Source organism: Streptomyces xanthophaeus, from assembly GCF_030440515.1.
Lineage (GTDB): Bacteria > Actinomycetota > Actinomycetes > Streptomycetales > Streptomycetaceae > Streptomyces > Streptomyces kutzneri.
The window spans coordinates 1,366,715-1,390,837 of sequence record NZ_CP076543.1; the positions used below are offsets into that span (position 1 = coordinate 1,366,715).

The window sequence follows — 24,123 nt, forward strand, 5'->3', positions numbered from 1 at the left end:
CGGGGCGGGGACCGGTTCCCCCACGGGGTGGGCCGGCCGTCAGCGCGTGGCGACGGCCTGCTTCACCAGTGTCCGGCCGAAGTCCCAGATCAGCCCGGACCCGCCGTGCGCCTCGTCCATCACCTCACGGAAGGCGTCGACGAACCGGTCCACGTCCGCCTCGTCCACGATCAGCGGCGGGATCAGCTTGATCACCTCCAGGTGGTCCCCGGAGACCTGGGTGAGGATCCGGTGCTTCTGCAGCAGCGGCACCACGACCATCTGCGCGAAGAGCCCCTTGCGGGCCGCCTGCAGCATGGTCCACCGGCTGCGCAGGCCCAGCGAGGACGGCCGGCCGAACTCGATGCCGATCATCAGCCCGCGCCCCCGCACCTCGTGCAGCAGCTCGTACTCGTCCACCAGCGCGGCGAGCCGCCCGCGCAGCAGGTCACCCATGGCCCGGGCGTTCGCCACGACCTCCTCGTCCTCCATGACGGACAGGACCGCGAGGCCCGCCGCCATGGCCTGGGCGTTGGAACCGAAGCTCGCGGAGTGCACGAGCACCCGGTCCATGGACGAGTAGACCTTCTTGAAGATCCAGTCCTTGCCCAGGGTCGCGCCGACCGGGACGTATCCGCCCGACAGTGCCTTCGCCACGCACACCAGGTCCGGTTCCACACCCGGCTCGTGCTGGTACGCGTAGAAGTCCCCGGTACGTCCGAGGCCGGTCTGCACCTCGTCCGCGATCAGCAGCGCCCCCCGCCGGTGCAGCATCTCCTGCGCGGCGGGCAGGAATCCGGGCGGGGCGGCCAGGACCCCCTTGCCCTGGATCGGCTCGACGACGAAGGCGGCCACGTCCCCGCGCTTCAGCTCGCGCTCCAGGGCCGCGAGGTCCCCGAGCGCGATCTTCGTGTCGGGGAGCAGCGGTGCGAAACCGTCGCGGAAGCCTCCCTCCCCGTTCACCGACAGGGAGCCGGTGGTCAGCCCGTGGAAGGCGTGGTCGCAGTAGAGGATCCTGGGGCGCCCGGTGGCGTACCGGGCGAACTTCAGGGCCGTCTCCACCGCCTCGGTGCCGCTGTTGCCGAAGAAGACCCGGTCCAGGTGCGGGCTGTACGAGAGCAGCTTCTCGGCCAGCAGCCCGGGCAGCGGCTGGCAGTCGAACCGGGTCAGGTCGGCGAGCTGGGCGTCCAGGACGTCGTGCAGGGCGCGGCGGACGACCGGGTGGTGCCGGCCCAGGCCCATCACCCCGAACCCGGCCAGCATGTCCAGGTAGTCGTTGCCCTCCGCGTCCCAGAAGTGGGCGCCCTCGGCCCGCACGTAGACCTTGTCGAAGCCGATGGTGTGCAGCATGCGGGGCAGCTGGTGGTTGAGGTGACGGGAGTGCAGCTCGTACCGCTCCGCGCCGCGCTCGGCCAGCAGGGCGCCGAGGTCGAAGCCCTTGCCCCGGCCGCCCCCTTCCTCCTGTGGCCGCCCGGTCATGCCGACTTGTCCCGGTTGCTGGCGATCGTTTCCCGGGCCGCGCGCAGGGATTCCTTGAGGGAGCCCATGGTGGCGAGGACGGCGGTGGGCTCGTAGCCGCAGTGCGCCATGCAGTTCGCGCAGCGCGGGTCCTTTCCGCGGCCGTACTTGTCCCAGTCGGTGTCGTTGATGAGCTCTCGGTACGTCGGTACGTAGCCGTCGCTCATCAGATAGCAGGGGCGCTGCCAGCCGAAGAGGGAGTAATTCGGAATGGCCCAGGCCGTGCAGGGGAAATCGACTTTCCCTTCCAGGAAGTCCAGGAAGAGCGGGGAGTGGTTGAGCCGCCAGCGGCGTCGGTTGCCGCCCGCGAAGGCCTTCCTGAAGAGTTCCCGGGTCTGTTCGACGCCCAGGAAGTGCTCCTGGTCGGGGGCCTTTTCGTAGGCATAGGCGGGCGAGATCATCATTTCGTCGACCTGGAGGTCGTCATTGAGGTAGTTGAGTACCTCGATGATCGTCTGCGGGGTGTCGGTGTTGAAGAAGGTGGAGTTGGTGGTCACCCGGAACCCGCGCTTCTTCGCCTCCTTGATGGCGGCGACCGCCTCGTCGAAGACACCTTCCTTGGCCACCGACTCGTCGTGGCGTTCGCGCAGACCGTCGATGTGCACGGCGAAGGCGAAATAGGGGGAAGGGGTGAACTTCTCGATCTTCTTGCGCAGCAGCATCGCGTTGGTGCAGAGGAACACATACTTCCGCTTCGCCACCAACTGCCGGACGATCTCGTGGATCTGCGGGTGCATCAAGGGCTCGCCGCCCGCGATGGACACCATGGGCGCACCGGACTCCAGTACGGCGCCGACCGCCTGGGCGACCGGCATGCGCTGCTTGAGCACCCCGGCCGGGTGCTGGATCTTTCCGCACCCCTCACAGGCCAGGTTGCAGGCGTAGAGCGGTTCCAGTTCGACGATCAGCGGGAACTTCTCACGCTTGCGGAGCTTCTGTTCGAGAAGATACGTCCCGACCCTGATGGACTGGCGCAGCGGCATGGCCATCTGGCTCACCTCCTGGGGAGCAGCAACGAACGGTGCCATTCATGAAACGCGGGCAGTACGGCACGCAGGACACGGAAGGCCGATATTCCCCCGCGAACCGTGCCGATACGGACGAGCTCGTGCTCCGGAGCGTCCACGATCACCCGGACGGCCGCAACCGGACGGCCGCCGCCCCGGGTGGCGGCCCACAGGGTGGCCGCGGACTCCATGTCGACCGCGACGGCGCCGGTGGCGCGCAGCTGCGCGCGCTCCTGGCCGCGGACGACGTGGTCGGATCCGGTCAGCACGCCGGTGTGCACGGTCCGGCCCGGGGCGGCCCGGGCCAGTGCCTCGGCGAGCAGGGTGCTGCCGGTGCAGGTGACGGTTCCCTGCGGGTCCCGGGTCTCCTCGGCGACGACCAGGTCTCCGGGGTGCATGCCGGGGACCAGCCCGGCGCAGAACCCCGTCGCGAGGACGGCGGCGAGGTCCATGCCCGGCCGGTCCAGCGCCCGGCCGACGGCCCGCTCCGCCGCGCGCGGGCCCATCCCGGTGCGCAGCAGGACGTGCCCGCCGGCCGGTCCGCGCCCCGGGCCGCGGCAGGCGCTGCGCAGCGCCGCCTGCTCGATGCGCAGCGCGCAGGCCAGCAGCAGCGGGTCGGGCCTGCGGGCCCGGTCGTCCCCGCCGGCGGCGGACATCACGCCTCCCCGGCCGCTGCCGGATGCGCTCCGGCCGGGGCGAACGGTTCCCCGTACAGGTAGCGGCCGAGCGCGGTGAGCGGGAACACCTGCCGGTACAGGTGGTAGTTGATGGAGAAGTCCCAGGGGAAGCCGGTGCCGGTGAAGTACGGCTCGTCCCAGGTGCCGTCCTCCTTCTGGGTCTCCACCAGGTGGGCGATGCCCCGCTCCACGGCCTTGCCCTCGCGCTCGCCGGCCGACAGCAGGGCCATGAGCGCCCAGGCGGTCTGCGAGGCGGTGGAAGCGCCCTTCCCCGCCCAGGACGGGTCCTTGTAGGAGCGCTGGTCCTCGCCCCATCCGCCGTCCTCGTTCTGTACGGATTCCAGCCAGCGCACGGCCCGCCGGATCGCGGGATGCCCCGGGGAGATCCCGGCGGCGGTGAGGGCCGGGACCACCGAGCCGGTGCCGTAGACGTAGTTGGTGCCCCAGCGGCCGAACCAGCCGCCGCTCGGCTCCTGTTCGGCCAGCAGCCAGGCGATGCCGCGCCGGGTCCGCGCGTCTCCCGCGCGGCCCTCGAAGGCGAGCATTTCCACCACGTGGGCGGTGACGTCGGCCGAGGGCGGGTCGATGACCTCGCCGAAGTCGCAGAAGGGCAGCTTGTTCGGAAGGGGGCTGGTGTTGTCGGCGTCGAAGGCGCCCCACGCACCGTTCCTCGACTGCATGCCGAGGTTCCACGACACCCCGCGGGCGATGGCCGCCTCGACGCGGGCCGGGTCCGGGTGCTTGATCCGGCGCAGGGCGAGGACCACCTCGGCCGTGTCGTCGATGTCGGGGTAGGTGTCGTTGTGGAACTCGAACGCCCAGCCGCCGGGGGCGAGCCCGGGCCGGCGCACGGCCCAGTCGCCCGTGCGGACGATCTCCTCGCCGAGCATCCAGTCGGCCGCCCTGACCAGTGCGGGATGGTCGGGGCGCAGGCCCGCGTCGGCCAGGGCGATCGCGGCGAGGCAGGTGTCCCACACCGGGGACTGACAGGCCTCGATCATCCGGGCGCCGTCCGCGCGCCACACCGCGAACCGCTCCAGGGACTCCAGTCCGGCGCGCATCACCGGATGCCCGAGGTCGTAGCCGAGCAGGTGCAGGGCGATGACCGAGTACACGGCGGGCGGCTGGATCCCGCCCCAGCAGCCGTCGTTCTCCTGTCGTTCGACGATCCAGCGGCCGGCGGTGGCCATCGCCGCCTTGCGCAGCCGGCGCGGGGCGAACCGGCGGTAGACGTGCAGGGCCTTGTCCATCCGCTGGAAGGCGCCGTCCCAGCTGGTCAGCGGGGCGAGTCTGCGGGCGGGGTGGGGCGTGCGCGCGTCGGCGTGCAGCTCGTCGAGGGCGAAGGGGGCCGGGCGGACCGGGCGCAGGGCGGAGACCACGGTGAGCGGGACGATGGTCTGGCGGGCCCAGCAGCCGAAGTCGTAGATGTTCAGCGGCACCCAGGGCGGCAGGAAGACCAGCTCGGGCGGGAGTTCGGGCAGGTGTTCCCAGTTCCACCAGCCGAAGAGGGCCAGCCAGATCCGGGTGAAGACGCGGGCGGCGGCGATCCCTCCGTGGGCCCGGATCCAGGCCGAGGCCCGGGACATGTGCGGGGCGTCCGGCGCGTCCCCGGCGAGGCGCAGCGCGACGTAGGCCTCGATGGTGGCGGACAGTTCGGGCGGTCCGCCGTGGAAGGTGGCCCAGGTGCCGTCCTCGCGCTGTTCGCCGCGGATGAAGAGGGCGGCGGCCGAGGTGGTGGCCTCGTCCCGGATCCCGAGGAACTGCCGCAGCAGCAGGTCCTCCGCGTCCATGGTGACGTTGGTCTCCAGGTCGCCCTTCCACCAGCCTTCGGGGTCCTGGCGGTCCAGCAGGTTCCTGGTGGCGCGCGCGGCGGCCTCGTACACCCCCGGCGGGGCGCCGTCCGGCGGCCGGGGCAGGTCCGCGGCCACGGTGGTCCGGACCGGCCGGTCGGGCCCCGGTCCGGCGGACGGGTCCGCGGTGAGGGCACGGCCGCCGCCCCGGCCGGTGGTCGGCGCGGGCGGGCCGCCCGGCTTCGCCGCGGGCGGCATCGTGGCCACGCCCTGACGGCCGGCGGGCGGGGTCGACTGCCCCGGTCCGGCCGCCGGTGGGGCGCAGCGGGCGCCCTGCGCGCCGGGCGTGCCCGGCGGTCCGTACTCGGCCCGCGGGCCTGCCCGGCCCGCGCGGGACGGGGCGGGCGGCCCCGGTTCTGCGGCCGGGCCACGGGCGCGCCCCACGCCGGGGCCTGCCGGGAGGCCCTGGGCGCCCGGGGTGGATTCGCTGCCGGCGCCGGCGCTCTCGGCGCTGCCGTCGGTCGTCGCTGTCATGGCTTCCCCTTAGAACAGTGTCCTCTGCTGTGCTGGGGTCTGCCGTCGGCCGGTGCGCGCCACGCTCAGGTGGCGGCGCCGGCCGGCGACTCGCGATTCATATCCGCTGTCGGGTGGCGATCACCTCTTGCGCACGACGACGAAGTCCGCGAGGGCCACGAGCTGGTCGCGCACGCGCTGCGGCATGTCGACGTCGTCCAGGGCCCGGATCGCGACGGCGTGCTGGCGGCGCGCCTCGTCGGCGGTCCACCGGCGGCCGCCGGCCTCCTCGATGAGGGCCGCGCGGGCCGCGAACTCCTCCTCCGAGAAGTTCTCGAAGTCGCTGCTCTTGGCGTCGGCGGCGAGCAGTTCGGCGAGCTGCTCGGAGGCCTCCCCGCCGGCGGCGAGGGCGGCGACCACCGGCAGGGACTTCTTGCGCTGGCGCAGGTCGCTCCAGGTCTGCTTGCCGGTCGCCTCCGGGTCGCCCCAGATGCCGAGCAGGTCGTCGACGGCCTGGAAGGCGAGGCCCAGGTGGTAGCCGTACTCCTCCAGCTTGTCGGCGGTACGGTCGTCCGCGCCGCCGAGCACCGCGCCGATGGAGACCGCGCAGGCGAGGAGCGCACCGGTCTTGTTGCCCTCCATCTCCAGGCACTCCTCGACGCTGACGCGCTCGCGGTGCTCGTAGGAGATGTCCTGCGCCTGGCCGTCGATGAGCTTGCGGCTGGCGGTGGTCAGCCGGCGGGTCGCGCGGCCCGCCTCCACGGTGCCGAGCTCCAGCAGCACCTCGTTGGCGAGGGCGAACAGGGCGTCGCCGACCAGGATCGCGAGGGCCGGTCCGTGCACCTTCCACACCGTGTCGCGGTGGCGGCGCTGCTCGTCGCCGTCCATCAGGTCGTCGTGCAGCAGCGAGAAGTTGTGCACGAGTTCGACCGCGACGGCGCCCGGGATGCCGACCTCGGCCGCGGCGCCCGCGGCCTCGGCGGAGAGCAGCGCGAGCGCGGGGCGCACGGCCTTGCCGCCGTCGCCGTCCGCCACGTTGCCCTGGGCGTCGATCCAGCCGAAGTGGTAGGCGGCGACGGTGTCCATGGGCGCCGCGAGCCGGTCGACGGCGGCGCGGAGCGCGGGGGTCGAGAGCGTACGGCCGCGTTCCAGGAGCGCGATCGTGTCCGCCTTCTCCACGCCCCCTCCGGCTGTGCCCACACTGGCATCCGTGTTCTCGACAGCCGGGTTCCCCGGGTTCACTGGCTCTCCTCTTGTTCCTGTACTTGCGGTGCTGGTGGTGCCGGTGCTGCTGATGGTGCTCGTCATGCCGCCTCCTGCAGAGGGTGTTCGCGGTGGCGGCCGAGCGCGGCGAGTGCGGCGTGGGCCGCGCTCAGTCCGCTCCGGACGGCGCTCTCCATGGTCGCGGGCCAGCCCGTGGCAGTCCACGCACCGGCGAGGTAGAGCCCCGGCGTGTCGGTGCGCGCCCCGGGGCGCAGCCGGCCGACGCCGGGGGTGGGGGCGAAGGTGGCCGTCCGCTCCCGGGTGACGAAGAAGTCCCGTACCTTGGCGCCGCGCGCGGCGGGCAGCAGCCGCTCCAGCTCGGGCAGGTACTTGGCGCGCAGGACCGAGACGGGCTCGTCGATGTCGTCCTGGGCGACGGACTGGGACAGGGCCAGGTACTGGCCGCCGTCGGGGAGTCCGGAGGATTCGGTGCGGTCGAAGACCCACTGCACCGGGGAACCGAGAGCGGCGAAGAAGGGCTGCTTGAGCACCTTGCGGTCGTAGACCACGTGGACGTTGAGGATGGGCGCGGTGCCGATGTCCAGGAGCTTGTCGGGGTCCGGGAGGGCGCCGGCGGGCAGCAGTCCGTGCGCCTCGCGCTGCGGGACGGCGAGGACGACGGTGCCCGCCTCCAGGGACTCTTCCTCGGTGTCGATCCGCCACGCCCCTTCGGGCATACGGGAGATGTCCGTGACGCGGGTGCGCAGCTCGGTCCGTACGCCGGCCGCGTCGAGCGCCTTGCGGGCGAGGGTGTCGTGCAGTTCGCCCAGCGGTACCCGGGCCCAGCCGATGTCGGCGGCGCCGTTCTCGGAGAGCAGGCCGGTCTTGAAGACCATGGCGGCCAGGCCCAGCGAGGACTGCTCGGCGGTGGCGTTCAGGGTGGCGATGCCGACCAGGTCCCACAGGGCCTCGATCGTGCGGGCGGACTGCCCGTAGCGGCCGAGCCAGGTCGCGAAGTCCAGGCCGTCCAGCGCCGGGTCGGTGGGGTCCAGGCGGCGCAGCGCGAGGGCGGCGCGGCCGACGCTCAGACGTTCGGCGAGGGAGAGGTGCCGGTAGCGGGCGAGCGAACCGGCCAGGTGCAGGGGCACGGGCAGGGCGCTGCGGCGCAGCCGGCCCAGGCGCGGTCCGCCGGGGTGGGCGACGTCCAGGACGGGTACGTCGAGCCGGTCCTGCAGGGGCGCGAGGGCGGCGCCGTCGATGCGGTCGAGGAACCATCGGTAGGCGGTGCAGCAGCGCAGGTAGACGTGCTGGCCGTTGTCGACCTCGAGGTCGCCGCGCTTGAAGGAGAAGGCGAGCCCGCCGAGCCGGGGGCGGCCCTCCAGCAGGGTGACGCGGAGCCCGGCGTCGGCGAGTTCGAGGGCGGTGGTGACCCCTGCGAGTCCGCCGCCCACGACGACGGCGTGCTGTTCGAAGCCGCTCATGCGCCCTCCCCCGTGGTGCGGTGGCCCTCCGGGCCGGCCGTTCGGTCCTGCGCGGGCGGGGCAGCCCGGTGTGCGGCGGCCCGGCCCGCGTGGCCGCGGTCCGCCGGAAGAGACGCACCCGCCGCCGGGGCGGTTGCCCGGGCGGCGTCCCGGCCGGGACGGCCCGGCGGGCGCGGGCGTGTGCGCGCCGCGGCGACGGCCGCCGGTCCGGCCGCCGCCTCCGGAAGCGGGGTGATCGCGGTCATCAGGCTCGCCTCCGGGTGTTCTGGCGGGTGACGGTCCGCGCGTCGAGTCCGGACAGGCCGCGCACGGCGACGTACGCCTTCTCGTGCGGCGGCAGCGACACGCGGCCCCGCAGCACCGCCTCCGGTTCCCGCTCGATGCGGTCCAGCAGGCGCCGGTAGATGCCGGCCATGGCGGCCACGCAGGCGCCGCTGCGCCGGTCGAGCATCGGCAGCAGCCGGTAGCCCTCGGCGAACAGGGCCCGGGCGCGCCGGACTTCGTGGTGGACGAGCCCGGCGAAGTCGGCACCGGCGGGCATCCGGTCGCTGTGGAAGCCTTCCGAGCAGCCGAACTTGGCGAGGTCCTCGGCGGGCAGGTAGGTGCGCCCGTTGCCCGCGTCCTCGCGGACGTCCCGGAGGATATTGGTGAGTTGCAGGGCGAGGCCGAGGGTGTCGGCGTACTCCCCGGCGCGCGCGGCGTCGGCCGCTCCGAGGCCCGAGCCGTTCACCGTGCCGAACACGCCGAGCGAGAGCCGCCCGATGGCCCCGGCCACGCAGCGGCAGTAGGTCTTGAGGTCGTCCCAGGTCTCGTACGTCTCGCCGCGGACGTCCATCAGGACCCCGTCGATGAGCTCGTCGAGGCCGCCGAGCGGGATCGGGAAGCGGCGCGCGGCGTGCGTGAGGGCGACGGCGACCGGGTCGGTGTCGTCCTCGTCGACCTCCTCCGCACGGATCCGCCCGAGCAGGGCGCGGGTCTCCTCCAGCCGGGCGAACTTGGCCTCGGGCGCCAGCGTGCCGTCGCCGATGTCGTCGACCCGCCGCGAGAAGGCGTACAGCGCGGACATCGCCTGCCGCTTGTCGTTCGGCAGCAGCCGGATGCCGTAGGCGAAGTTGCGTGCCTGTGAACCGGTGACGGCCTCGCAGTAGCTGTAGGCGGCCTGGACCGGTGCGGACACGTGTGTGGGGCCCTCCACGGTCGGGCTCACCCCTTTCTCGGCGCTGTGCGCAGGACGGCGGCCACCTCGCGGAGCAGGCCGCTCTTGGTGGGCTTGGGCGGGCCGGGGAGTACGTCGAAACCGGCGGCGGTGACGGCTCGCAGAGCCGCACGCCCCCCTCCCACGAAGCCCGCGAGCAGCAGCCGGAGTCTGCCGTGCACGCTGCCCACGAGCGGGGTGCCCTCGTGCAGCAGTTCGCGTGCGCGCTCGGTTTCGAATGCGATCAGGGAGCGTACGGACGCGCCGGCCGACGGGGCCGCGAGCTCCGCCTCGGTCACGTGGAAGCGGCGCAGGTCCTCGGCGGGCAGGTAGATCCGGTCGCGGCCGAGGTCCTCGGCGACGTCCTGGATGTGTTCGACGATCTGCAGGGCGGTGCAGACGGCGTCGGAGCGGCGGATCCGTTCGGGGGTGCTGGTGCCGGTGAGGGAGAGGACGAGGCGGCCGACCGGGTTCGCGGACAGCTCGCAGTAGCCGACCAGGTCGGCGTACGTCCCGTAGCGCGCGACCCGCTGGTCCTGGCGGTTGGCCTCGATCAGGGCGAGGAACGGCTCCGGGGTCAGACCGTGGGCGCGGACGACGGGCTGCAGGGCCTGCAGCAGCGGGTGCCGCGGCGGGCCGGCGGGTCCGGCGGAACCGTTGAAGACGCGGTGCAGGTCGGCTTCGAGGGCGTCGAGCATGGCGAGCCGGTCGTCGACCGCGGCGGGGTCGAGACCGAGGAGGACGGCGTCGTGTCCGCCGGGGGGGAGATCGCCGTCGCCGATGTCGTCGACGAGGCGGGCGTACCCGTAGACGGCCGTCAGCCCGTCGCGCCAGGCGCGGGGCAGGAAGACGGGGGCGACGGGGAAGTTCTCGGCGGCCGCTTTGTCGAGGGTGGCGCTCACGTGGACCGTGTCGGCCAGGGGTCGGATGCCGTGCCCCGGGTTCACCGCCCGCCGCCCGGGGCGGGGACGGCCGTCGTGCCTGGGGGCCGGAGAATTCCCGTAGCCATTGCCGTCACATCTCCCGTTCTACACTGCCGACCCATTACATCCTATTTCGGACACGCCGCCGGGGGATTCCCCGGGCTGCCCCAAGGCCCTTCACCTGCGGGGAATCGTCCCCTCTTGCCGCGATTGAGGACCGCCTCAGCTTACGCTGTAGAACGTCGCGGAGCCCTCTCGGGTATTCGCTCCGCCACCGAATGTCGCCGCGAAATGCGAGAACACGATTGAGGCCCCCGCCGCGCTGAGCGGCGGGGGCCTTCGGGTGAAGCGGAAAAGCGCCGGAAGAGGGCGCCGCGCGACCCGGAGGTCAGCCGTTGGTGGCCTTCTCGTATGCCGAGACGACTTCCTCGGTGGGCCCGTCCATCAGGAGCTCACCCTTCTCCAGCCACAGCACCCGGTCACAGGTGTCGCGGATGGACTTGTTGTTGTGGCTCACCAGGAAGACCGTGCCGGCCTTCTGCCGCAGTTCGCGGATCCGGTCCTCCGAACGCACCTGGAAGCTGCGGTCACCGGTGGCCAGGGCCTCGTCGATCATCAGAACGTCGTGGTCCTTGGCCGCCGCGATGGAGAAGCGCAGACGCGCCGCCATGCCGGAGGAATAGGTACGCATCGGCAGGGAGATGAAGTCGCCCTTCTCGTTGATGCCCGAGAAGTCGACGATGCTCTGGTAACGCTGCTTGATCTGCTCGCGGCTCATACCCATCGCGAGACCGCCGAGAACGACGTTCCGCTCACCGGTGAGGTCGTTCATCAGGGCCGCGTTGACACCCAGCAGCGAGGGCTGGCCGTCGGTGTAGACCTTGCCCTCCTCGCAGGGCAGCAGGCCCGCGATGGCGCGCAGCAGGGTCGACTTGCCGGAGCCGTTGGACCCGATGAGGCCGATGGCCTCGCCGCGGTAGGCGGTGAAGGAGACGCCGCGCACGGCGTGGACCCGCCGGACGCCCGGGGCCTCGCCCTTCTTCCGGCGGACTATCTTGCTGAGCGCGGCCGTGGCCGCGCCCTTGCCGCTGCTGCCGGTGTTGACCCGGTACACGATGTGGACGCCGTCCGCGATCACGGTGGGGACGCGCCCCTGGGTGTTGTCAGCCACGGCCGTAACGCTCCTCAGACTTCCAGAAGTACACGAAGCCACCGATGCCGATCACCGCGGCCCAGCCCACCGCGAAGGCCCACACGTGCGGAGGCAGGTTGCTCGCCGCGTAGTCGTCGATCAGCGCGAACCGGATGAGGTCCATGTAGATCGCGACCGGGTTCCACAGCAGCAGGTCACTGATCCACGCGGGCTGGTCCTTGAGGTAGATCCCGATCGGGAACATGACGCCGGAGGCGTACATCCAGGTACGCATCACGAACGGCATCAGCTGCGCGAGGTCGGGGGTCTTGGAACCCGCCCGCGCGAAGATCATGGCGAGGCCGGTGTTGAAGACGAACTGGAGCGCCAGGGTCGGGATCACCAGCAGCCAGGAGAGCTGCGGGTAGTTGCCGAAGCAGACGGCGATCACGAAGACGACGATCATCGAGTACAGCAGCTGCTGGAGCTGCTGGAGCGAGAAGGACACCGGCAGGGCGGCGCGCGGGAAGTGCAGCGCCCGCACCAGGCCGAGGTTCCCGGAGATCGCCCGGACGCCCGCCATCAGAGAGCTCTGGGTGAAGGTGAAGACGAAGATGCCCATCACCAGGAACGGGATGTAGACGTCCTTGGGCATCTCCCGGCCGGCTTTGAGGATCAGGCCGAAGATCAGCCAGTAGACGACCGCGTTGAGCAGTGGGGTCGCCACCTGCCAGACCTGGCCGAGCTTCGCCTGGCTGTACTGCGCGACCAGCTTGGCCCTGGAGAAGGCCATGATGAAGTGGCGCCGGCCCCAGAGCTGCCGTACGTACTCGCCGAGGCCGGGCCTGGCGCCGCTGACCGAGAGGCCGTACTTCCTGGCGAGCTCCGCGGGGCTCAGCCCCGCGTCGTCGGACAGCGGCCTGCTCGTGGCGAGGGCGCCGTCGTGGGTTGTGTCACTCACAAGTTGAAACTTTCGTCTTCAAGATGCGGCCAGGTGGGCATCAGGCTGGTGGCTCGAGGCCCGTGATCGCGTCATGTTCCCAGACGCGGGCTGGTCAGATGACAGGAGGTCGGCCCAGCCGGGTCAACCGCCAGACCGTTCGCCATCTCATCGGGCGGCGGGGTCCGCAGGGAGTGGTCCACCCCTCCCGGAAACCGCCGAACCAGGCCTTGAGCGCGGGTGCCGACGGCCTGCGTACGAGCGTCAGCAGGAGCCAGACGCCCAGGTAGACCGGGACCAGCGGGGCGGGCAGGTTGCGGCGGGCGAGCCACACCCGGTTACGAGCCACCATACGGTGGTAGACCGCGTGCCGGGAGGGGGCAGTTGTCGGGTGCAGCAGCACCATGTCCGACCGGTAGTCGATCAGCCACCCTGCGTCGAGCGCCCGCCAGGCCAGATCGGTCTCCTCGTGCGCGTAGAAGAACTCCCCCGGCAGCGCTCCGACCTGCTCGAACACCGTCGTGCGGACGGCGTTGGCGCCGCCCAGGAAGGTGGTCACGCGCGAAGAGCGCATCGGGTCGGAGGCGCGCAGCCGCGGCACGTGCCGGCGCTGGGTCACACCGGTCTCCGGATCGGCGATCCGGAAGCTGATGATCCCGAGCGCGGGGTCCTCGGCGAAGGCCTGCCGGCACAGCTCGGCGGTGTCGGTGCGCTCCAGGAGACCGTCGTCGTCCAGGAAGAGCAGCACGTCCACGTCGCTGCCGCCGGGGCCGAAGGCCTCGATTCCGACGTTGCGCCCGCCCGGGATACCCAGGTTCTCGGGCAGGTCGATGCTGCGGACGCCCTCGGGCAGGCCGGTGACCTGCACGCCCTGGCCCACGACGACCACGTCGACGGGGGCTCCGTCCTGGCGGGCCACCGAGTCGAGGAGCGCCTTGAGCTCGTCGGGCCGGTTGCCCATGGTGATGATCACGGCGCCCAGCCGCAGCGGGGCACTCACTTGAGCCTGCTGGAGGCGAGGATGGACACCAGGTGCAGCACGGTCTGGAGCATCGCGATGGCGGCCAGCACGGCGACCCCGACCCGGGACCAGTACAGGTCGCCCTGGATCTGGTCCACGACGGCCAGCACCAGGATGAGCAGCGAGGCCTCGATGCCGAGGATCAGGCGGTGGAACTTGAGCGCGGCGGCGGCCCTGCGGGCGAGCGCCATGCCCTTCGCGCGCGGCTCGGCGGCCGCGTCCTTGACCACGGGCTTGCCGGCCTGGTGGCGGGCGACGCCGACCAGGTCGGTCTCGGCCTTGATCAGGATGGCGCCGAGCGCGGCCAGGGTGCCCAGGAAGGCCCACAGCCAGTCGGCGCCGCCGGGGCCCCACAGGTCGGCGGCACGCAGGCCGAAGCCGACCAGGACCGCGGCGTCGCACAGGTAGGCGCCGACCCGGTCCAGGTACACGCCGGAGAGCGAGAACTGCTTCTTCCAGCGGGCGACCTCGCCGTCGACGCAGTCGAGCAGCAGGTACATCTGGACCGCGATCACGCCGAGGACGGCACCCCAGACGCCCGGCACCAGCAGGGCCGGGAGGGCGAGGACGCCGGCCAGGGTCATCAGGTAGGTCAGCTGGTTCGGCGTGACCTTGGTGGTGACCAGGACGCGGGTGATGCGCAGGGAGATCTCGCGCATGTAGAGGCGCCCGCCCCAGTGCTCGCCGCTGACCCGGTCCTTGACGCCCGCAGGGTGGACGACGGGCCTCAGTTCAGCTACGGATGGTCTTGACATAGTCGGCGTAAGCGTCCCTGATCTCGGCGGCGGACAGGTTGAGGTGCTCCAGGATCGTGAAGCGTCCCGGGCGGGTCTGGGGGGCGTACTCGACGGCCGCGACGAACTCGTCGACGCTGAAGCCGATCTCCTCGGGTCCGACCGGCAGGCCGTGCCGGCGCAGCACCTCGGCGAAGAGGCCGGACTGCTCGGTGGCCCCGCGCAGGTGCATCGCGAAGGCGGCGCCGATGCCGACCTGCTCGCCGTGGAGCGCGGAGCGTCCCGGGTGGAGCAGGTCGAAGGCGTGGCTGATCTCGTGGCAGGCACCGGACGACGGGCGGGAGTCCCCGCTGATCGACATGGCGATGCCGGAGAGCACCAGCGCTTCGGAGAGCACGGTGAGGAACTCGTCGTCGCCGCATCCGCCGGGGTGGCGCAGCACGGACTCGCCGGCGGTACGGGCCATGGCGGCGGCCAGGCCGTCGACGGGCTCACCGTTGATCTTGTGCGAGAGCTCCCAGTCGGCGATCGCCGAGATGTTGGAGATCGCGTCACCGATGCCGGCGCGGATGAACCGGACCGGGGCTTCCTTGATCACGTCGAGGTCGATCACCATGGCGATCGGCGTCGGCACACCGTAGGAACCGCGGCCGTTGTCGTTGTCCAGGATGGACACCGGCGAGCAGATGCCGTCGTGCGAGAGGTTGGTGGCGACGGCCACCATGGGCAGCCCGACCCGCGCCGCGGCGTACTTGGCCACGTCGATGATCTTGCCGCCGCCCAGGCCCACGACGGCGTCGTAGCGGCGGCCCTTTATGTCGTCGGCCAGCTTGACCGCGGAGTCGATGGTGCCGTCGACGACCGCGTACCAGTCGGCGTGCGGCAGCACCGGCTCCAGCTTGGCGCGCAGCGCCACGCCGGAGCCGCCGCTGATCGCGATGGCCAGCTTGCCGGAGGCGGAGATCCGCTGGTCGGCCAGGAGGCCGGCCAGGTCGTCCATCGCCCCGCGACTGATGTCGACGACGACGGGCGAGGGGATGAGCCTCGTCAGTACTGGCATGCGATCGTCCGGCCCTTGGCGAGGTCGTCGTGGTTGTCGATCTCGACCCACTTCACGTCGCCGATGGGGGCCACGTCGATGGTGAAGCCGTCGTTGACGAGCTGCTGGTAGCCGTCCTCGTAGTAGAGGTCGGGGTCCCGCTCGAAGGTGGTCTTCAGCGCCTCGGCGAGCTGCTCGGCGGCCTCGGGCTCGATGAGGGTGACACCGATGTACTCGCCGGTGGCGTCGGCGGGGTCCATGAGCTTGGTGATCTTCTGGACGCCCTTCCCTTCGGCGGTGACGACCTTCATCTCCTCGTCGGCCAGGTTCTTGACCGTGTCGAGGGCGAGGATGATCTTCTGGCCGCTGCCGCGGGCGGCGAGCAGGGTGCGCTCGACCGAGACCGGGTGGACGGTGTCGCCGTTGGCGAGGATCACACCCTGCTTGAGGACCTCACGCGCGCACCACAGGGAGTAGGCGTTGTTCCACTCCTCGGCCTTGTCGTTGTCGATCAGCGTGATCTTGACGCCGTACTTGGCCTCCAGGGCCTCGCGGCGGGCGTACACGGCTTCCTTGCGGTAGCCGACGACGATGGCGACCTCGGTCAGGCCGACCTCGGCGAAGTTGCCCAGGGTCAGGTCGAGAACCGTCAGGCTCTCCTCGTCACCCTCGGGGCCGACCGGCACGAGCGCCTTGGGCAGGGTGTCGGTGTAGGGACGCAGACGGCGTCCGGCACCGGCAGCGAGTACAAGGCCGATCATGCTGGTTCTCCTTCGTCATGTACGGCGGGTGCTCCGGAGGAGACCCAGAATCGGATGCTCTCCACGAGCACCACGAGTGCCACGAACACGGCCACGGCCGTGAGCGCGACGGGGAAGTCCGCTTCGCGCGATACGAGGACGGCCGCCAGGGCCGTGATCAGCAGGACCCGGCCTTCGTGGCCGCCGATCGTCCGCACCAGCCAGTGCGGGGGCGCGCCGGTGCCGCCGCGGATGCGGTACACCGTGTCGTAGTGATGGTAGGCGACCGCCGCGATCAGGCCGAATGCCGCCGGGAGGGCCCCGGGGACGTCCGCCTTCATCGCGAGGACCAGCACGGTGGTGTACTCGGCGGCCCTGAACAGCGGCGGGATGAGCCAGTCCAGGGCGCCCTTGAGGGGTGCGGCGACGGCGAGGCCGGCCGCCATGACGTAGATCACCGCGACGGCGATCAGCCGCGGGTCGCCGAAGGGCAGGAACACGGCGCCCGCGATCATCACCAGCGTGCCGAGGGCCGCCACGTACACGGAGCCGAAGGACCCGGCGCGGCCGCGGAGCAGGCGGGCCTGGAGCTCGGCGAGCGGGCCGGAGTCGGCCAGGTCGGCCAGCGCCTGGGCCGCCCGGTCGGTGCGGGTGGCCTTGCGCGTCAGGGAACGCAGGACCCGGCCGGCGGTGGTGTAGAGCGCGCCGAAGGCGCAGCCGATCAGCAGGGCGTAGAAGACGATCCGGGGGGTGGTGAAGGCGGTCAGGACCGCGATCATCGCCCAGCGCTCACCGATCGGGAGGATGATCATCCGGCGGACCCACACGGTCCAGCCGACGCTGTCGAGCCGGCCGGAGAGGGCGGCCGTGGGACTCGTGTTGGCGGTGGCGTCGTGGTTGGCCTCGTTGAAGGAGAAGTCCACGACGTGCCGGCAGGTCATCAGGATCATGGAGCCGACGGCCAGGGCCCAGACGTCGTCGCCGTTCCTGGCCGCGCCGAGGGCGAGGCCCGCGTAGAAGGAGTACTCCTTCGCGCGGTCGAAGGTGGCGTCGAGCCAGGCACCCATCGTCGAGTACTGGAGCGAGTAGCGGGCGAGCTGCCCGTCGGTGCAGTCCAGCACGAAGGAGACGAGGAGCAGCACCCCGGCCGCCACGTAGCCCCAGCGCTCGCCCGTGGCCGCGCAGCCGGCCGCGACGAGCGCGGTGATCAGCGAGGCGGTGGTGACCTGGTTCGGGGTCAGGCCGCGGCGCGCGCACCAGCGGGCGATGTAGCGCGAGTAGGGGCTGATGCAGAAGGTGGTGAAGAAGCCGTCGCGGGACTTCACGGCGGTCCGCAGGCGTACGGCCTCGTCGTCGACGGCGGCGACGGCGGCGGTCGCCGCGTCGCGCTCGGCAGGGCCGGCGGGGACCGCGGCGACGAGCGTGCCCAGTTCGGGGCGCTGGACGGTGGTCCCGGCGGCCTCGACGGCGGCGGCGAGCCGGTCGGCGTACGGGCCGGCCCCGTCGGTGCCCGCGGCGGCCTCGGCGGCAGCCTTGTCGAGGGCCCCGCGGGCTCCGGCCTGGACGGCGAGGGCACCGGTCACGGCGCAGGCGTCGAAGCGCGGGTCGGTCAGTGCGAGGCGCAGCGCGTGCACGTGCCCGACGAAGGCGCTGTCCACGACGGCCACCCGCTGGTCGGCGGGTACGCCCGCCAGCGCGGCGGCGGCGTCCTGGGGACCGGCGGCCGGGCGGACGTCGAAGCCGAGGGAGCGCAGCTCGTCCGCGAGCGGTGATCCGGGGACCGGCAGGCCGGTGAGGATGACGGTCGGCAGACGAACTCACTCCTTGTAACGGATTCCGAACGCGCGCCCTCATGGGGCGGCGGCACGTCGGCAGAGGCTATCGGATGAATGGAAGCAGGGGTTCACCACCCGTTTACGCCCTGATAAGCCGAATATTCGGGCCTCGGGCCGGGTTCCGATCATCATTGACGATCACGGCGCGGTACCACAAACGGCCCGGATGTTACGGTGGACACGCCCCTGGACGTGTCGAGTGGAAAGAGGTGGGTTGATGACCGTCGTAGTGCTCGCGGCCATGCGCAGCGAACTCCGGTGCATCTCCCCTTCCTTCCGGGCATCCGGCCGGGCCTGATCACACAGCTGGGCCTCGTCGGCCGGAGCCCCCGTTCCAAGGGTTCACGTTGACCGACAGCAATTCCTTCGACGATTCCTCCGATCCCGAGGGCGTCGACGACTTCACGCACGCCTTCTTCGCCCTGCACCACGGCCTGCCCCGGCAGGCTCCGGGCTCCGACGCGAGCACCCGCCACCTGTTGTCCCTGTGCGGACCGCTGCCCGAGCGGCCGCGCGTCCTCGACCTGGGGTGCGGCCCGGGCCGCAGCGCGCTGCTGCTCGCCGCCGAGGCGGCCGCGTCCGGCACCGGCGCCGAGGTGACCGCCGTCGACCTGCACGCCCCCTTCCTCGACGAGCTCCGCACGGCCGCCGCGGCCCGCGGCCTCGCCGACCGGGTCCGCACGATCGAGGCGGACATGGGCGCACTGACCGGCGAGGACTTCGAGGACGGCTCCTTCGACCTCGTCTGGGCGGAGGGCTCCGCCTACATCCTCGGCTTCGACGCCGCGCTCGCGCGGTGGAAGCGGCTGCTCGCCCCGGGCGGCACCCTCGTCCTGACCGAGTGCGGGTGGACGGTCCCCGATCCGTCCGCGGGCGCCCGCGCCTTCTGGGACCCGCACTACGCACTGCGCACCACCGCCGGCAACCTCGCGGCCGCCCAGGCCGCCGGGTACCAGGTGCTCGGCGTGCACGAGCTGCCCGACTCCGACTGGGCCGAGTACTACGGCCCGCTCGCCGAGCGGGTCCGTTCCTTGGCCGCAGCCGGCGGCCCGGCGATGGCGCGGGCCCTGGCCGCGACGCGCGAGGAGCTCGACGTACGGGCCCGCCACGGGCACGAGTACGGGTACACGGGCTACGTCCTGCGCCCGGTGAGCGCCGGGGACGGCGACGCCTGGCCCGCCCGGCCGGAGGCCGTGGCCGACGCGGCCGCGGTCCGGGAGATCAACCTGGCGGCCTTCGGGACTCCGCTGGAGGCCGACCTCGTGGACGCGCTGCGCGCCGACGGCTCGTGGCTGCCCGGGCTGTCGTACGTGGCCGAGGCCCCGGACGGTTCGGTGGCGGCGCACGCCCTGCTGACCCGCTGCGAGGTCGACGGCTCACCGGCGCTCGCCCTCGCCCCGGTGGCGGCCGATCCCGCGCTGCAGCGCTCGGGCGCGGGCAGCTCGGTCGTACGGGCCCTGCTCGCGGCGGCCCGGGAGCGCGGGGAGCAACTGGTCCTCGTCCTGGGGCACCCGGAGTACTACCCGCGCTTCGGTTTCGTCCCGGCGTCGTACTTCGGTATCCGGGCCCCCTTCGAGGTCCCCGACGAAGCCGTGATGGCGCTGGTGCTGGATGATTCCCGTCCGGTCCCGGCGGGAACGATCAGATATCCGGCCCCGTTCGGAGTCTGAGCCGCACACGAGGTCATGTGAGTGACACGTGAGCGAGACGTGAGGTGATCCGCCCCCCGGCGCGTAGCACGCGACGGGGGGCGGACATGCGTGGATGTCCGAAGTGGGGACAAGCCTCTTTTGTACGGCAGACTGAAGGCCGAAGTCCGAAGCGAAGGATGGGTATGCCGACCACACCAGCCACCGCCGCGAACAGCGCGTCCAACGGCACCGGTACTCAAGAACCGATCATGCTCGAACTGGTCGACGAGGCCGGCAACACCATCGGCACGGCGGAGAAGCTCTCCGCCCATCAGGCGCCCGGGCTGTTGCACCGGGCGTTCTCCGTGTTCCTCTTCGACGAGCAGGGCCGTCTGCTGCTCCAGCAGCGGGCCCTCGGGAAGTACCACTCCCCCGGCGTCTGGTCGAACACCTGTTGCGGTCACCCCTATCCCGGGGAGTCTCCGTTCGCGGCCGCGGCCCGGCGGACCCATGAGGAGCTGGGCCTGTCGCCCTCGCTGCTCGCGCAGGCGGGGACGGTGCGCTACAACCACCCGGACCCCGCGTCGGGTCTGGTGGAGCAGGAGTTCAATCACCTCTTCGTGGGACTCGCGCAGACGGTCGTGCGGCCGGATCCGGAGGAGGTCGAGGACACCGCCTTCGTCACCGCCGGGGAGCTGGCGAAGCGGCACGCCGAGGTGCCGTTCTCGGCCTGGTTCATGACCGTGCTGGACGCGGCGCGGCCCGCGATCCGCGAGCTGACCGGCGACGCGGCGGGCTGGTAGCCCGTACACCGTCCCGCCGTCCGGCCGAGCGCCGGCCGCCGCGTCGCCGGCCGCCGCTCAGCCTGCGGTCGGCGGGGCGGTGAGCGGCAGGGCCGCCCAGATCACCTTGCCGCCGGTCGAGGTGTGCTCGACGTCGCAGACCCCGCCGGCCTCCAGGGTGATCTCCCGGACCAGGAGCAGGCCCCGGCCGCCGGTCTGACCGAAGTCGGCCTCCAGTGCCTTGGGGCGGTAGGGGTGGTTGTCCTCGACGGCCACCCGCACCCACTCACGGCCGATCGCGACCTCGACCGCGACCTCCGGCGAGAGCAGAGCGGCGTGCCGGACCGAGTTCGTCACCAGCTCGGAGACGATCAGGAGCAGGGAGTACACGAGGTCCTGATGGGCCGGCACCCCCTGGCGCCCGAGCAGGTCCCTGACCGCACGGCGGGCCTGCGGAACGGATTCTTCAACCGCGGGCGCGGTGAACCTCCACACACCCTCGTAGGCGAGGGGGTCGGCCGGAGCCTCTGCCTCACCCGCCTTGGCCTGCGGGACACTCCCGCTGACGTCCATGTTCCGTCCCCCGTCTTCACGCTCGATCGTCTCCACGCGACAAGAGTGGGGAACGGGCTGGTCCGGACCCGACCGCTGACCAGAAGTCAGCGTCTATCGGACACATTCTGACCACTGGCGTATGACAGAGTCAGTTGTTCGACTATTCCTGATCTTCTGTCGGACGCTTCCCGGCCGTCTCTCCCGGCCCGTCCCCCGCGGCCGCCGCCGCCGGAGCCTCGTCCTCCCTGACCAGCCCCAGGATGCGGCGGGAGCCCATGCCCATGGCCACCAGGCTCAGCCCGTCGAACAGCAGGGCGAGGGAGAAGAAGGTTCCGATCACGTACAGACTGTTGCCGGGCCAGTTGGAGAGGATCAGGAAGCCCAGCAGGATCCCGAAGGCGCCCTGGACGACCGCGAGCCCGAAATTGGCACCGCGCACCACCAGCGCCCCGACCAGCCGGAACACCCCGCCCGTGAGGAAGAGCAGCGCGGCGAACATGGTCAGTGCCTCGGCGCTCGCCTCGGGACGGCGCAGGATCACGAAGCCCGCGGCCAGGTTGATCGCGGCGACGACGACGGCGAGCCAGAAGTAGTTGCTCCTGCGCCACTGCACGGCCTGCAGCAGGCCCACCACACCGCCGATCAGCAGCAGCCAGCCGAAGAGGAACATCGAGGTGAGCGTGGCCAGGCCCGTGTAGACCAGACCGACCAGACCGGCCAGCACCAGGATCACCCCGAGCGCCGTCATCAGCGCGAAGCTGCGGTTGAGCTTCTTCTTCTCCCGCTGCGGTTCCTGGCCCCCGGCCTGGGTCCCCGTACCGTGTGCACCGTCTGCACGGTCTGCGCCCATGGACGTGCCACCTCCTCGCACCCCCGACGGACTCCCTTGATCATAGGTATGACCGCCCGGGATAGCATCCGGCGCATGGACGCAGCCATGGATGCAACCCTCCTGCACACGGTCGCCGACGGGGTGGCCACGATCGTCATCTCGCACCCCGCCAAGCGCAACGCCATGACCGCCGCCATGTGGCGCGCGCTCCCGGGGCTGGTGGCGGACCTGGCGGACGACCCGGCGGTACGGGTGCTCGTGCTGACCGGAGCCGGGCCGACCTTCTGCGCGGGCGCCGACATCTCCTCGCTGACCGGGGACGCGGCGGAGCCCGGGGAAGCCAGGGCTTCCGGGGAGGCCGCGGACCCGCGGGCCCTGGCCGTGGCCGCCGAGGAGGCGCTGGCCGCCTTCCCCAAGCCCACGCTGGCGGCGATCCGCGGCTTCTGCGTGGGTGGCGGCAGCCAGCTCGCGGCCGCCTGCGACCTGCGCTTCGCCGAGGAGGGCGCCTCCTTCGGAGTGACCCCGGCCAGGCTGGGCATCGTCTACCCCGCGTCCTCCACCCGCCGGCTGGCGAGCCTGGTCGGCCCGGCCTGGGCCAAATACCTCCTCTTCTCCGCCGAGCTGATCGGCGCGGAGACGGCGCTGCGCGCCGGGTTCCTGAACGAGCTGCTGCCGACCGGGCAACTGGACAAGCGGGTCGCCGAGTTCACCCGGATCCTGGCCTCGCGCTCCCAGCTGACGCAGGCGGCGGCCAAGGAGTTCGCGGACGGCCGGACCGACCGGGACGCGTACTGGGAGGAGCAGGCGGCTGGGAGCGAGGACACCGCGGAGGGGGTCGCCGCGTTCCTGGAGCGCCGGGCTCCGCGCTTCACGTGGACCCCGGCTCCGTGACGGCCGGCCGTCAGCCGGCAGCCGGGAACGCCGTTCCCCGCAGCATCTCGACGAGAGCCGCCGGGGCCTTGTCCGGCGAGCCGGCGTCGTAGGGCGGCTGGGGGTCGTACTCGGTCATCAGCTGCACGGCCTGGGCGAAGTCGTCCCCGGCGATCCGGCCGAGCAGGGTGAGCCCCATGTCGATCCCGGAGGACACCCCGGCGGCGGTGACGTACTTCCCGTCGAACACCACGCGCTCACCGGTGGGCTCGGCCCCGTGCTTCGCGAGCTTGTCCAGGTACAGCCAGTGACTGGTGGCCCGCCGGCCGTCGAGCAGCCCGGCGGCGGCGAGCAGCAGGGATCCGGTGCACACCGAGGTGGTCCAGGTGGTGGTGGCGTCGACCGTGCGCAGCCAGTCCAGGACCACGGGGTTGGCCATCTCCCGCTCGGGATGCGGCCCGCCGGGCACGATGACGATGTCGGGCCGGGAGACCTCGTCGAGCCCCTTGTCGGCGACGAGCGCGAGCGCCCCGTTGTCGGTCCGTACGGGTCCCGGCCGCTCGGAGACGAAGACGACCTCGGCGTCGGTCAGCCGGCCGAGGGTGTCGAAGGGCCCGATGGCGTCGAGGGCGGTGAAGTGGTCGTAGAGCAGTACGGCGATCTGCATGGCTCCTCCGGAGCGATGGTCGGGACAGGACTCCGCCCCCGGTGGGGCGGCTCTAGCTTCTCGGAGCGCCGCCGGCCCTCAGGGACGGGCGGTGCCGAAACGGCGGCGGTACTCGGCGGGCGGCTGGCCGAGGGTGCGTACGAAGGCCCGGCGCAGGGCCTCCGGGTTCCCGTACCCGCAGGCCCGGGCGATCTGTGCGATCCCTTCCCCGCTCTCCTCCAGCAGCCGCCGCGCGTGGTCCACCCGGACCCGTTCGACGTACCGGCCGGGCGTGACCCCGGTCTCCGCCTGGAAGGCCCGCGCGAAGTGCCGCGGTGAGAGCCGGGCCCGGGCGGCGAGGTGCTCGACGCCCAGCTGCTCCCCCGGGTGCTCGGCGATCCATTGCTGCACGTCCCGCAGCGGGTCCCGGCGGGCCGTCTGGGCGGCCAGGTGCGCGCTGAACTGTGCCTGGTTGCCGGGCCTGCGCAGGAACACCACCAGGTGCCTGGCGATCGTCAGGGCGACGTCCTGCCCGTGGTCCTCCTCCACCAGCGCGAGGGCGAGGTCGATGCCCGCCGTGACCCCGGCCGAGGTGGCCACCGGTCCGTCCCGTACGTAGATCGGGTCCGGCTCGACGGCGACGGCCGGGTAGTCCCGCGCCATCCGCTCGCAGGCGTACCAGTGCGTCGTCGCCCGCCGCCCGTCCAGGAGCCCGGCCTCGGCCAGTAGCAGGCCTCCCGTGCACACGGAGACCAGGCGCTCCGCGCCACCCCCGTGGGCACGGAGCCAGTCGGTGAGCCGGGGCTCGAAGTCCCCCGAGAACTGTCCCCCGGGCACCAGGACCGTGGTCCCGGGTCCCGGCCGGGCACTCGCCAGCTCCCCGTCCGGCACCAGCGTCAGCCCGCTGCTGGTGCGGACGGGCTCTCCTGCGGGAGAAACCGTCCGGATCGCGTATCCGGCGCGCCCCGGGAAGCGGTCGAGCGCGGCGAACACCTCCACCGGCCCGGTCACGTCCAGGCTCTGGACCCCGTCGTAGAGGAGGACGAGGACGGTGCGCGGCGATGACGACATGGCTTCATG

23 protein-coding genes are annotated in these 24,123 nt (G+C 72.1%); 4 read left to right on the forward strand and 19 right to left on the reverse strand.

Features of this window, described 5'->3' with window-relative positions; all coding sequences use genetic code 11:
• Positions 1 to 39: 39 nt before the first annotated feature.
• The 15 genes from KO717_RS05875 to KO717_RS05945 all read right to left on the reverse strand — a co-directional run bounded on the left by KO717_RS05875 (position 40) and on the right by KO717_RS05945 (position 17,550).
• On the reverse strand, positions 40 to 1,458 hold the full coding sequence (locus KO717_RS05875) for an aspartate aminotransferase family protein (RefSeq protein ID WP_301364796.1): 1,419 nt from the start codon (positions 1,456 to 1,458) through the stop codon (positions 40 to 42).
• Positions 1,455 to 2,486, reverse strand: coding sequence for an adenosyl-hopene transferase HpnH (hpnH, locus tag KO717_RS05880; protein WP_301364797.1), 1,032 nt, complete (start codon positions 2,484 to 2,486; stop codon positions 1,455 to 1,457). Before hpnH ends, KO717_RS05875 begins: the two co-directional genes overlap by 4 nt.
• A 5-nt stretch (positions 2,487 to 2,491) precedes the next feature.
• Positions 2,492 to 3,160 carry a phosphorylase family protein gene (locus tag KO717_RS05885; RefSeq protein WP_301364798.1) on the reverse strand — a complete coding sequence of 223 codons (669 nt, stop codon included), beginning with the start codon at positions 3,158 to 3,160 and terminating at the stop codon, positions 2,492 to 2,494.
• A complete protein-coding gene (gene shc / locus KO717_RS05890) occupies positions 3,160 to 5,505 on the reverse strand; it encodes a squalene--hopene cyclase (RefSeq protein ID WP_301364799.1) in 2,346 nt (781 codons plus the stop codon). The genes KO717_RS05885 and shc overlap by 1 nt, the downstream gene beginning before the upstream one ends.
• A gap of 120 nt (positions 5,506 to 5,625) precedes the next feature.
• The gene (locus tag KO717_RS05895; RefSeq protein WP_301364800.1) at positions 5,626 to 6,792 is read right to left on the reverse strand and encodes a polyprenyl synthetase family protein; all 1,167 of its coding nucleotides are present in this window, start codon (positions 6,790 to 6,792) and stop codon (positions 5,626 to 5,628) included.
• Complete coding sequence (gene hpnE / locus KO717_RS05900; RefSeq protein WP_301364801.1) at positions 6,789 to 8,168, reverse strand: hydroxysqualene dehydroxylase HpnE; 1,380 nt, start codon at positions 8,166 to 8,168, stop codon at positions 6,789 to 6,791. The genes KO717_RS05895 and hpnE overlap by 4 nt, the downstream gene beginning before the upstream one ends.
• A gap of 244 nt (positions 8,169 to 8,412) precedes the next feature.
• Positions 8,413 to 9,375 (reverse strand): presqualene diphosphate synthase HpnD, encoded by a 963-nt coding sequence (hpnD, locus tag KO717_RS05905; protein ID WP_301364802.1) that lies wholly within the window; start codon positions 9,373 to 9,375, stop codon positions 8,413 to 8,415.
• Positions 9,372 to 10,265: a squalene synthase HpnC gene (hpnC, locus tag KO717_RS05910; protein WP_301364803.1), complete on the reverse strand. Its 894-nt coding sequence runs from the start codon at positions 10,263 to 10,265 to the stop codon at positions 9,372 to 9,374. The genes hpnD and hpnC overlap by 4 nt, the downstream gene beginning before the upstream one ends.
• A gap of 409 nt (positions 10,266 to 10,674) precedes the next feature.
• Positions 10,675 to 11,457, reverse strand: a complete 783-nt coding sequence (locus KO717_RS05915; protein WP_301364804.1) for an ABC transporter ATP-binding protein — start codon at positions 11,455 to 11,457, stop codon at positions 10,675 to 10,677.
• A complete protein-coding gene (locus KO717_RS05920; protein WP_301364805.1) occupies positions 11,450 to 12,379 on the reverse strand; it encodes an ABC transporter permease in 930 nt (309 codons plus the stop codon). The genes KO717_RS05915 and KO717_RS05920 overlap by 8 nt, the downstream gene beginning before the upstream one ends.
• Before the next feature lie 94 nt (positions 12,380 to 12,473).
• Positions 12,474 to 13,358 carry a glycosyltransferase family 2 protein gene (locus KO717_RS05925; RefSeq protein ID WP_030010276.1) on the reverse strand — a complete coding sequence of 295 codons (885 nt, stop codon included), beginning with the start codon at positions 13,356 to 13,358 and terminating at the stop codon, positions 12,474 to 12,476.
• Complete coding sequence (locus tag KO717_RS05930; protein ID WP_301364806.1) at positions 13,355 to 14,134, reverse strand: CDP-alcohol phosphatidyltransferase family protein; 780 nt, start codon at positions 14,132 to 14,134, stop codon at positions 13,355 to 13,357. Before KO717_RS05930 ends, KO717_RS05925 begins: the two co-directional genes overlap by 4 nt.
• Positions 14,112 to 15,173: an iron-containing alcohol dehydrogenase family protein gene (locus tag KO717_RS05935; protein WP_301364807.1), complete on the reverse strand. Its 1,062-nt coding sequence runs from the start codon at positions 15,171 to 15,173 to the stop codon at positions 14,112 to 14,114. The genes KO717_RS05930 and KO717_RS05935 overlap by 23 nt, the downstream gene beginning before the upstream one ends.
• Positions 15,161 to 15,913, reverse strand: coding sequence for a phosphocholine cytidylyltransferase family protein (locus tag KO717_RS05940; protein ID WP_301364808.1), 753 nt, complete (start codon positions 15,911 to 15,913; stop codon positions 15,161 to 15,163). Before KO717_RS05940 ends, KO717_RS05935 begins: the two co-directional genes overlap by 13 nt.
• Positions 15,910 to 17,550 (reverse strand): DUF5941 domain-containing protein, encoded by a 1,641-nt coding sequence (locus KO717_RS05945; RefSeq protein WP_301364809.1) that lies wholly within the window; start codon positions 17,548 to 17,550, stop codon positions 15,910 to 15,912. Before KO717_RS05945 ends, KO717_RS05940 begins: the two co-directional genes overlap by 4 nt.
• Between KO717_RS05945 and KO717_RS05950 the strand changes: the two genes are divergently transcribed.
• The 3 genes from KO717_RS05950 (at position 17,527) to idi (ending at position 20,161) form a co-directional block, all read left to right on the forward strand.
• Entirely contained in the window at positions 17,527 to 17,664 is a 138-nt protein-coding gene (locus KO717_RS05950; RefSeq protein ID WP_301364810.1) for a hypothetical protein, read from the forward strand. The genes KO717_RS05945 and KO717_RS05950 overlap by 24 nt on opposite strands.
• Before the next feature lie 410 nt (positions 17,665 to 18,074).
• Positions 18,075 to 19,397: a GNAT family N-acetyltransferase gene (locus tag KO717_RS05955; protein WP_437184473.1), complete on the forward strand. Its 1,323-nt coding sequence runs from the start codon at positions 18,075 to 18,077 to the stop codon at positions 19,395 to 19,397.
• A 164-nt stretch (positions 19,398 to 19,561) separates the two neighbouring features.
• Complete coding sequence (gene idi, locus KO717_RS05960) at positions 19,562 to 20,161, forward strand: isopentenyl-diphosphate Delta-isomerase (protein WP_301364811.1); 600 nt, start codon at positions 19,562 to 19,564, stop codon at positions 20,159 to 20,161.
• Positions 20,162 to 20,218: 57 nt separating this feature from the next.
• Here the strand turns inward: idi and KO717_RS05965 are convergent, their stop codons facing one another.
• Positions 20,219 to 20,713, reverse strand: coding sequence for an ATP-binding protein (locus KO717_RS05965; protein ID WP_390798506.1), 495 nt, complete (start codon positions 20,711 to 20,713; stop codon positions 20,219 to 20,221).
• A 142-nt stretch (positions 20,714 to 20,855) separates the two neighbouring features.
• A complete protein-coding gene (locus KO717_RS05970; protein WP_437184474.1) occupies positions 20,856 to 21,545 on the reverse strand; it encodes an HdeD family acid-resistance protein in 690 nt (229 codons plus the stop codon).
• An 87-nt stretch (positions 21,546 to 21,632) separates the two neighbouring features.
• Here KO717_RS05970 and KO717_RS05975 point away from each other — a divergent pair, with 87 nt between their 5' ends.
• Positions 21,633 to 22,418: an enoyl-CoA hydratase/isomerase family protein gene (locus KO717_RS05975; protein WP_301374385.1), complete on the forward strand. Its 786-nt coding sequence runs from the start codon at positions 21,633 to 21,635 to the stop codon at positions 22,416 to 22,418.
• Between the two features lie 10 nt (positions 22,419 to 22,428).
• On the opposite strand, the gene KO717_RS05980 is transcribed toward KO717_RS05975, so the two are convergent.
• Together KO717_RS05980 and KO717_RS05985 are read right to left on the reverse strand one after the other, a co-directional pair.
• Positions 22,429 to 23,064: a DJ-1/PfpI family protein gene (locus KO717_RS05980; protein ID WP_301364813.1), complete on the reverse strand. Its 636-nt coding sequence runs from the start codon at positions 23,062 to 23,064 to the stop codon at positions 22,429 to 22,431.
• Between the two features lie 78 nt (positions 23,065 to 23,142).
• Positions 23,143 to 24,114, reverse strand: coding sequence for a GlxA family transcriptional regulator (locus KO717_RS05985; protein ID WP_301364814.1), 972 nt, complete (start codon positions 24,112 to 24,114; stop codon positions 23,143 to 23,145).
• Positions 24,115 to 24,123 lie beyond the last annotated feature (9 nt).

What these genes read in the sequence shown, in the direction of transcription:
- hpnH (WP_301364797.1), bottom strand. Translation starts at nt 2,486, where the DNA reads ATGGCCATGCCGCTGCGCCAGTCCATCAGGGTCGGGACGTATCTTCTC.
- KO717_RS05985 (WP_301364814.1), bottom strand. Translation starts at nt 24,114, where the DNA reads ATGTCGTCATCGCCGCGCACCGTCCTCGTCCTCCTCTACGACGGGGTC.
- KO717_RS05975 (WP_301374385.1), top strand. Translation starts at nt 21,633, where the DNA reads ATGGATGCAACCCTCCTGCACACGGTCGCCGACGGGGTGGCCACGATC.
- KO717_RS05930 (WP_301364806.1), bottom strand. Translation starts at nt 14,134, where the DNA reads ATGTCAAGACCATCCGTAGCTGAACTGAGGCCCGTCGTCCACCCTGCG.
- idi (WP_301364811.1), top strand. Translation starts at nt 19,562, where the DNA reads ATGCCGACCACACCAGCCACCGCCGCGAACAGCGCGTCCAACGGCACC.
- hpnE (WP_301364801.1), bottom strand. Translation starts at nt 8,168, where the DNA reads ATGAGCGGCTTCGAACAGCACGCCGTCGTCGTGGGCGGCGGACTCGCA.
- KO717_RS05970 (WP_437184474.1), bottom strand. Translation starts at nt 21,545, where the DNA reads ATGGGCGCAGACCGTGCAGACGGTGCACACGGTACGGGGACCCAGGCC.
- shc (WP_301364799.1), bottom strand. Translation starts at nt 5,505, where the DNA reads ATGACAGCGACGACCGACGGCAGCGCCGAGAGCGCCGGCGCCGGCAGC.
- KO717_RS05935 (WP_301364807.1), bottom strand. Translation starts at nt 15,173, where the DNA reads ATGCCAGTACTGACGAGGCTCATCCCCTCGCCCGTCGTCGTCGACATC.
- KO717_RS05875 (WP_301364796.1), bottom strand. Translation starts at nt 1,458, where the DNA reads ATGACCGGGCGGCCACAGGAGGAAGGGGGCGGCCGGGGCAAGGGCTTC.
- KO717_RS05895 (WP_301364800.1), bottom strand. Translation starts at nt 6,792, where the DNA reads ATGACGAGCACCATCAGCAGCACCGGCACCACCAGCACCGCAAGTACA.
- KO717_RS05940 (WP_301364808.1), bottom strand. Translation starts at nt 15,913, where the DNA reads ATGATCGGCCTTGTACTCGCTGCCGGTGCCGGACGCCGTCTGCGTCCC.
- KO717_RS05965 (WP_390798506.1), bottom strand. Translation starts at nt 20,713, where the DNA reads ATGGACGTCAGCGGGAGTGTCCCGCAGGCCAAGGCGGGTGAGGCAGAG.
- KO717_RS05885 (WP_301364798.1), bottom strand. Translation starts at nt 3,160, where the DNA reads ATGTCCGCCGCCGGCGGGGACGACCGGGCCCGCAGGCCCGACCCGCTG.
- KO717_RS05980 (WP_301364813.1), bottom strand. Translation starts at nt 23,064, where the DNA reads ATGCAGATCGCCGTACTGCTCTACGACCACTTCACCGCCCTCGACGCC.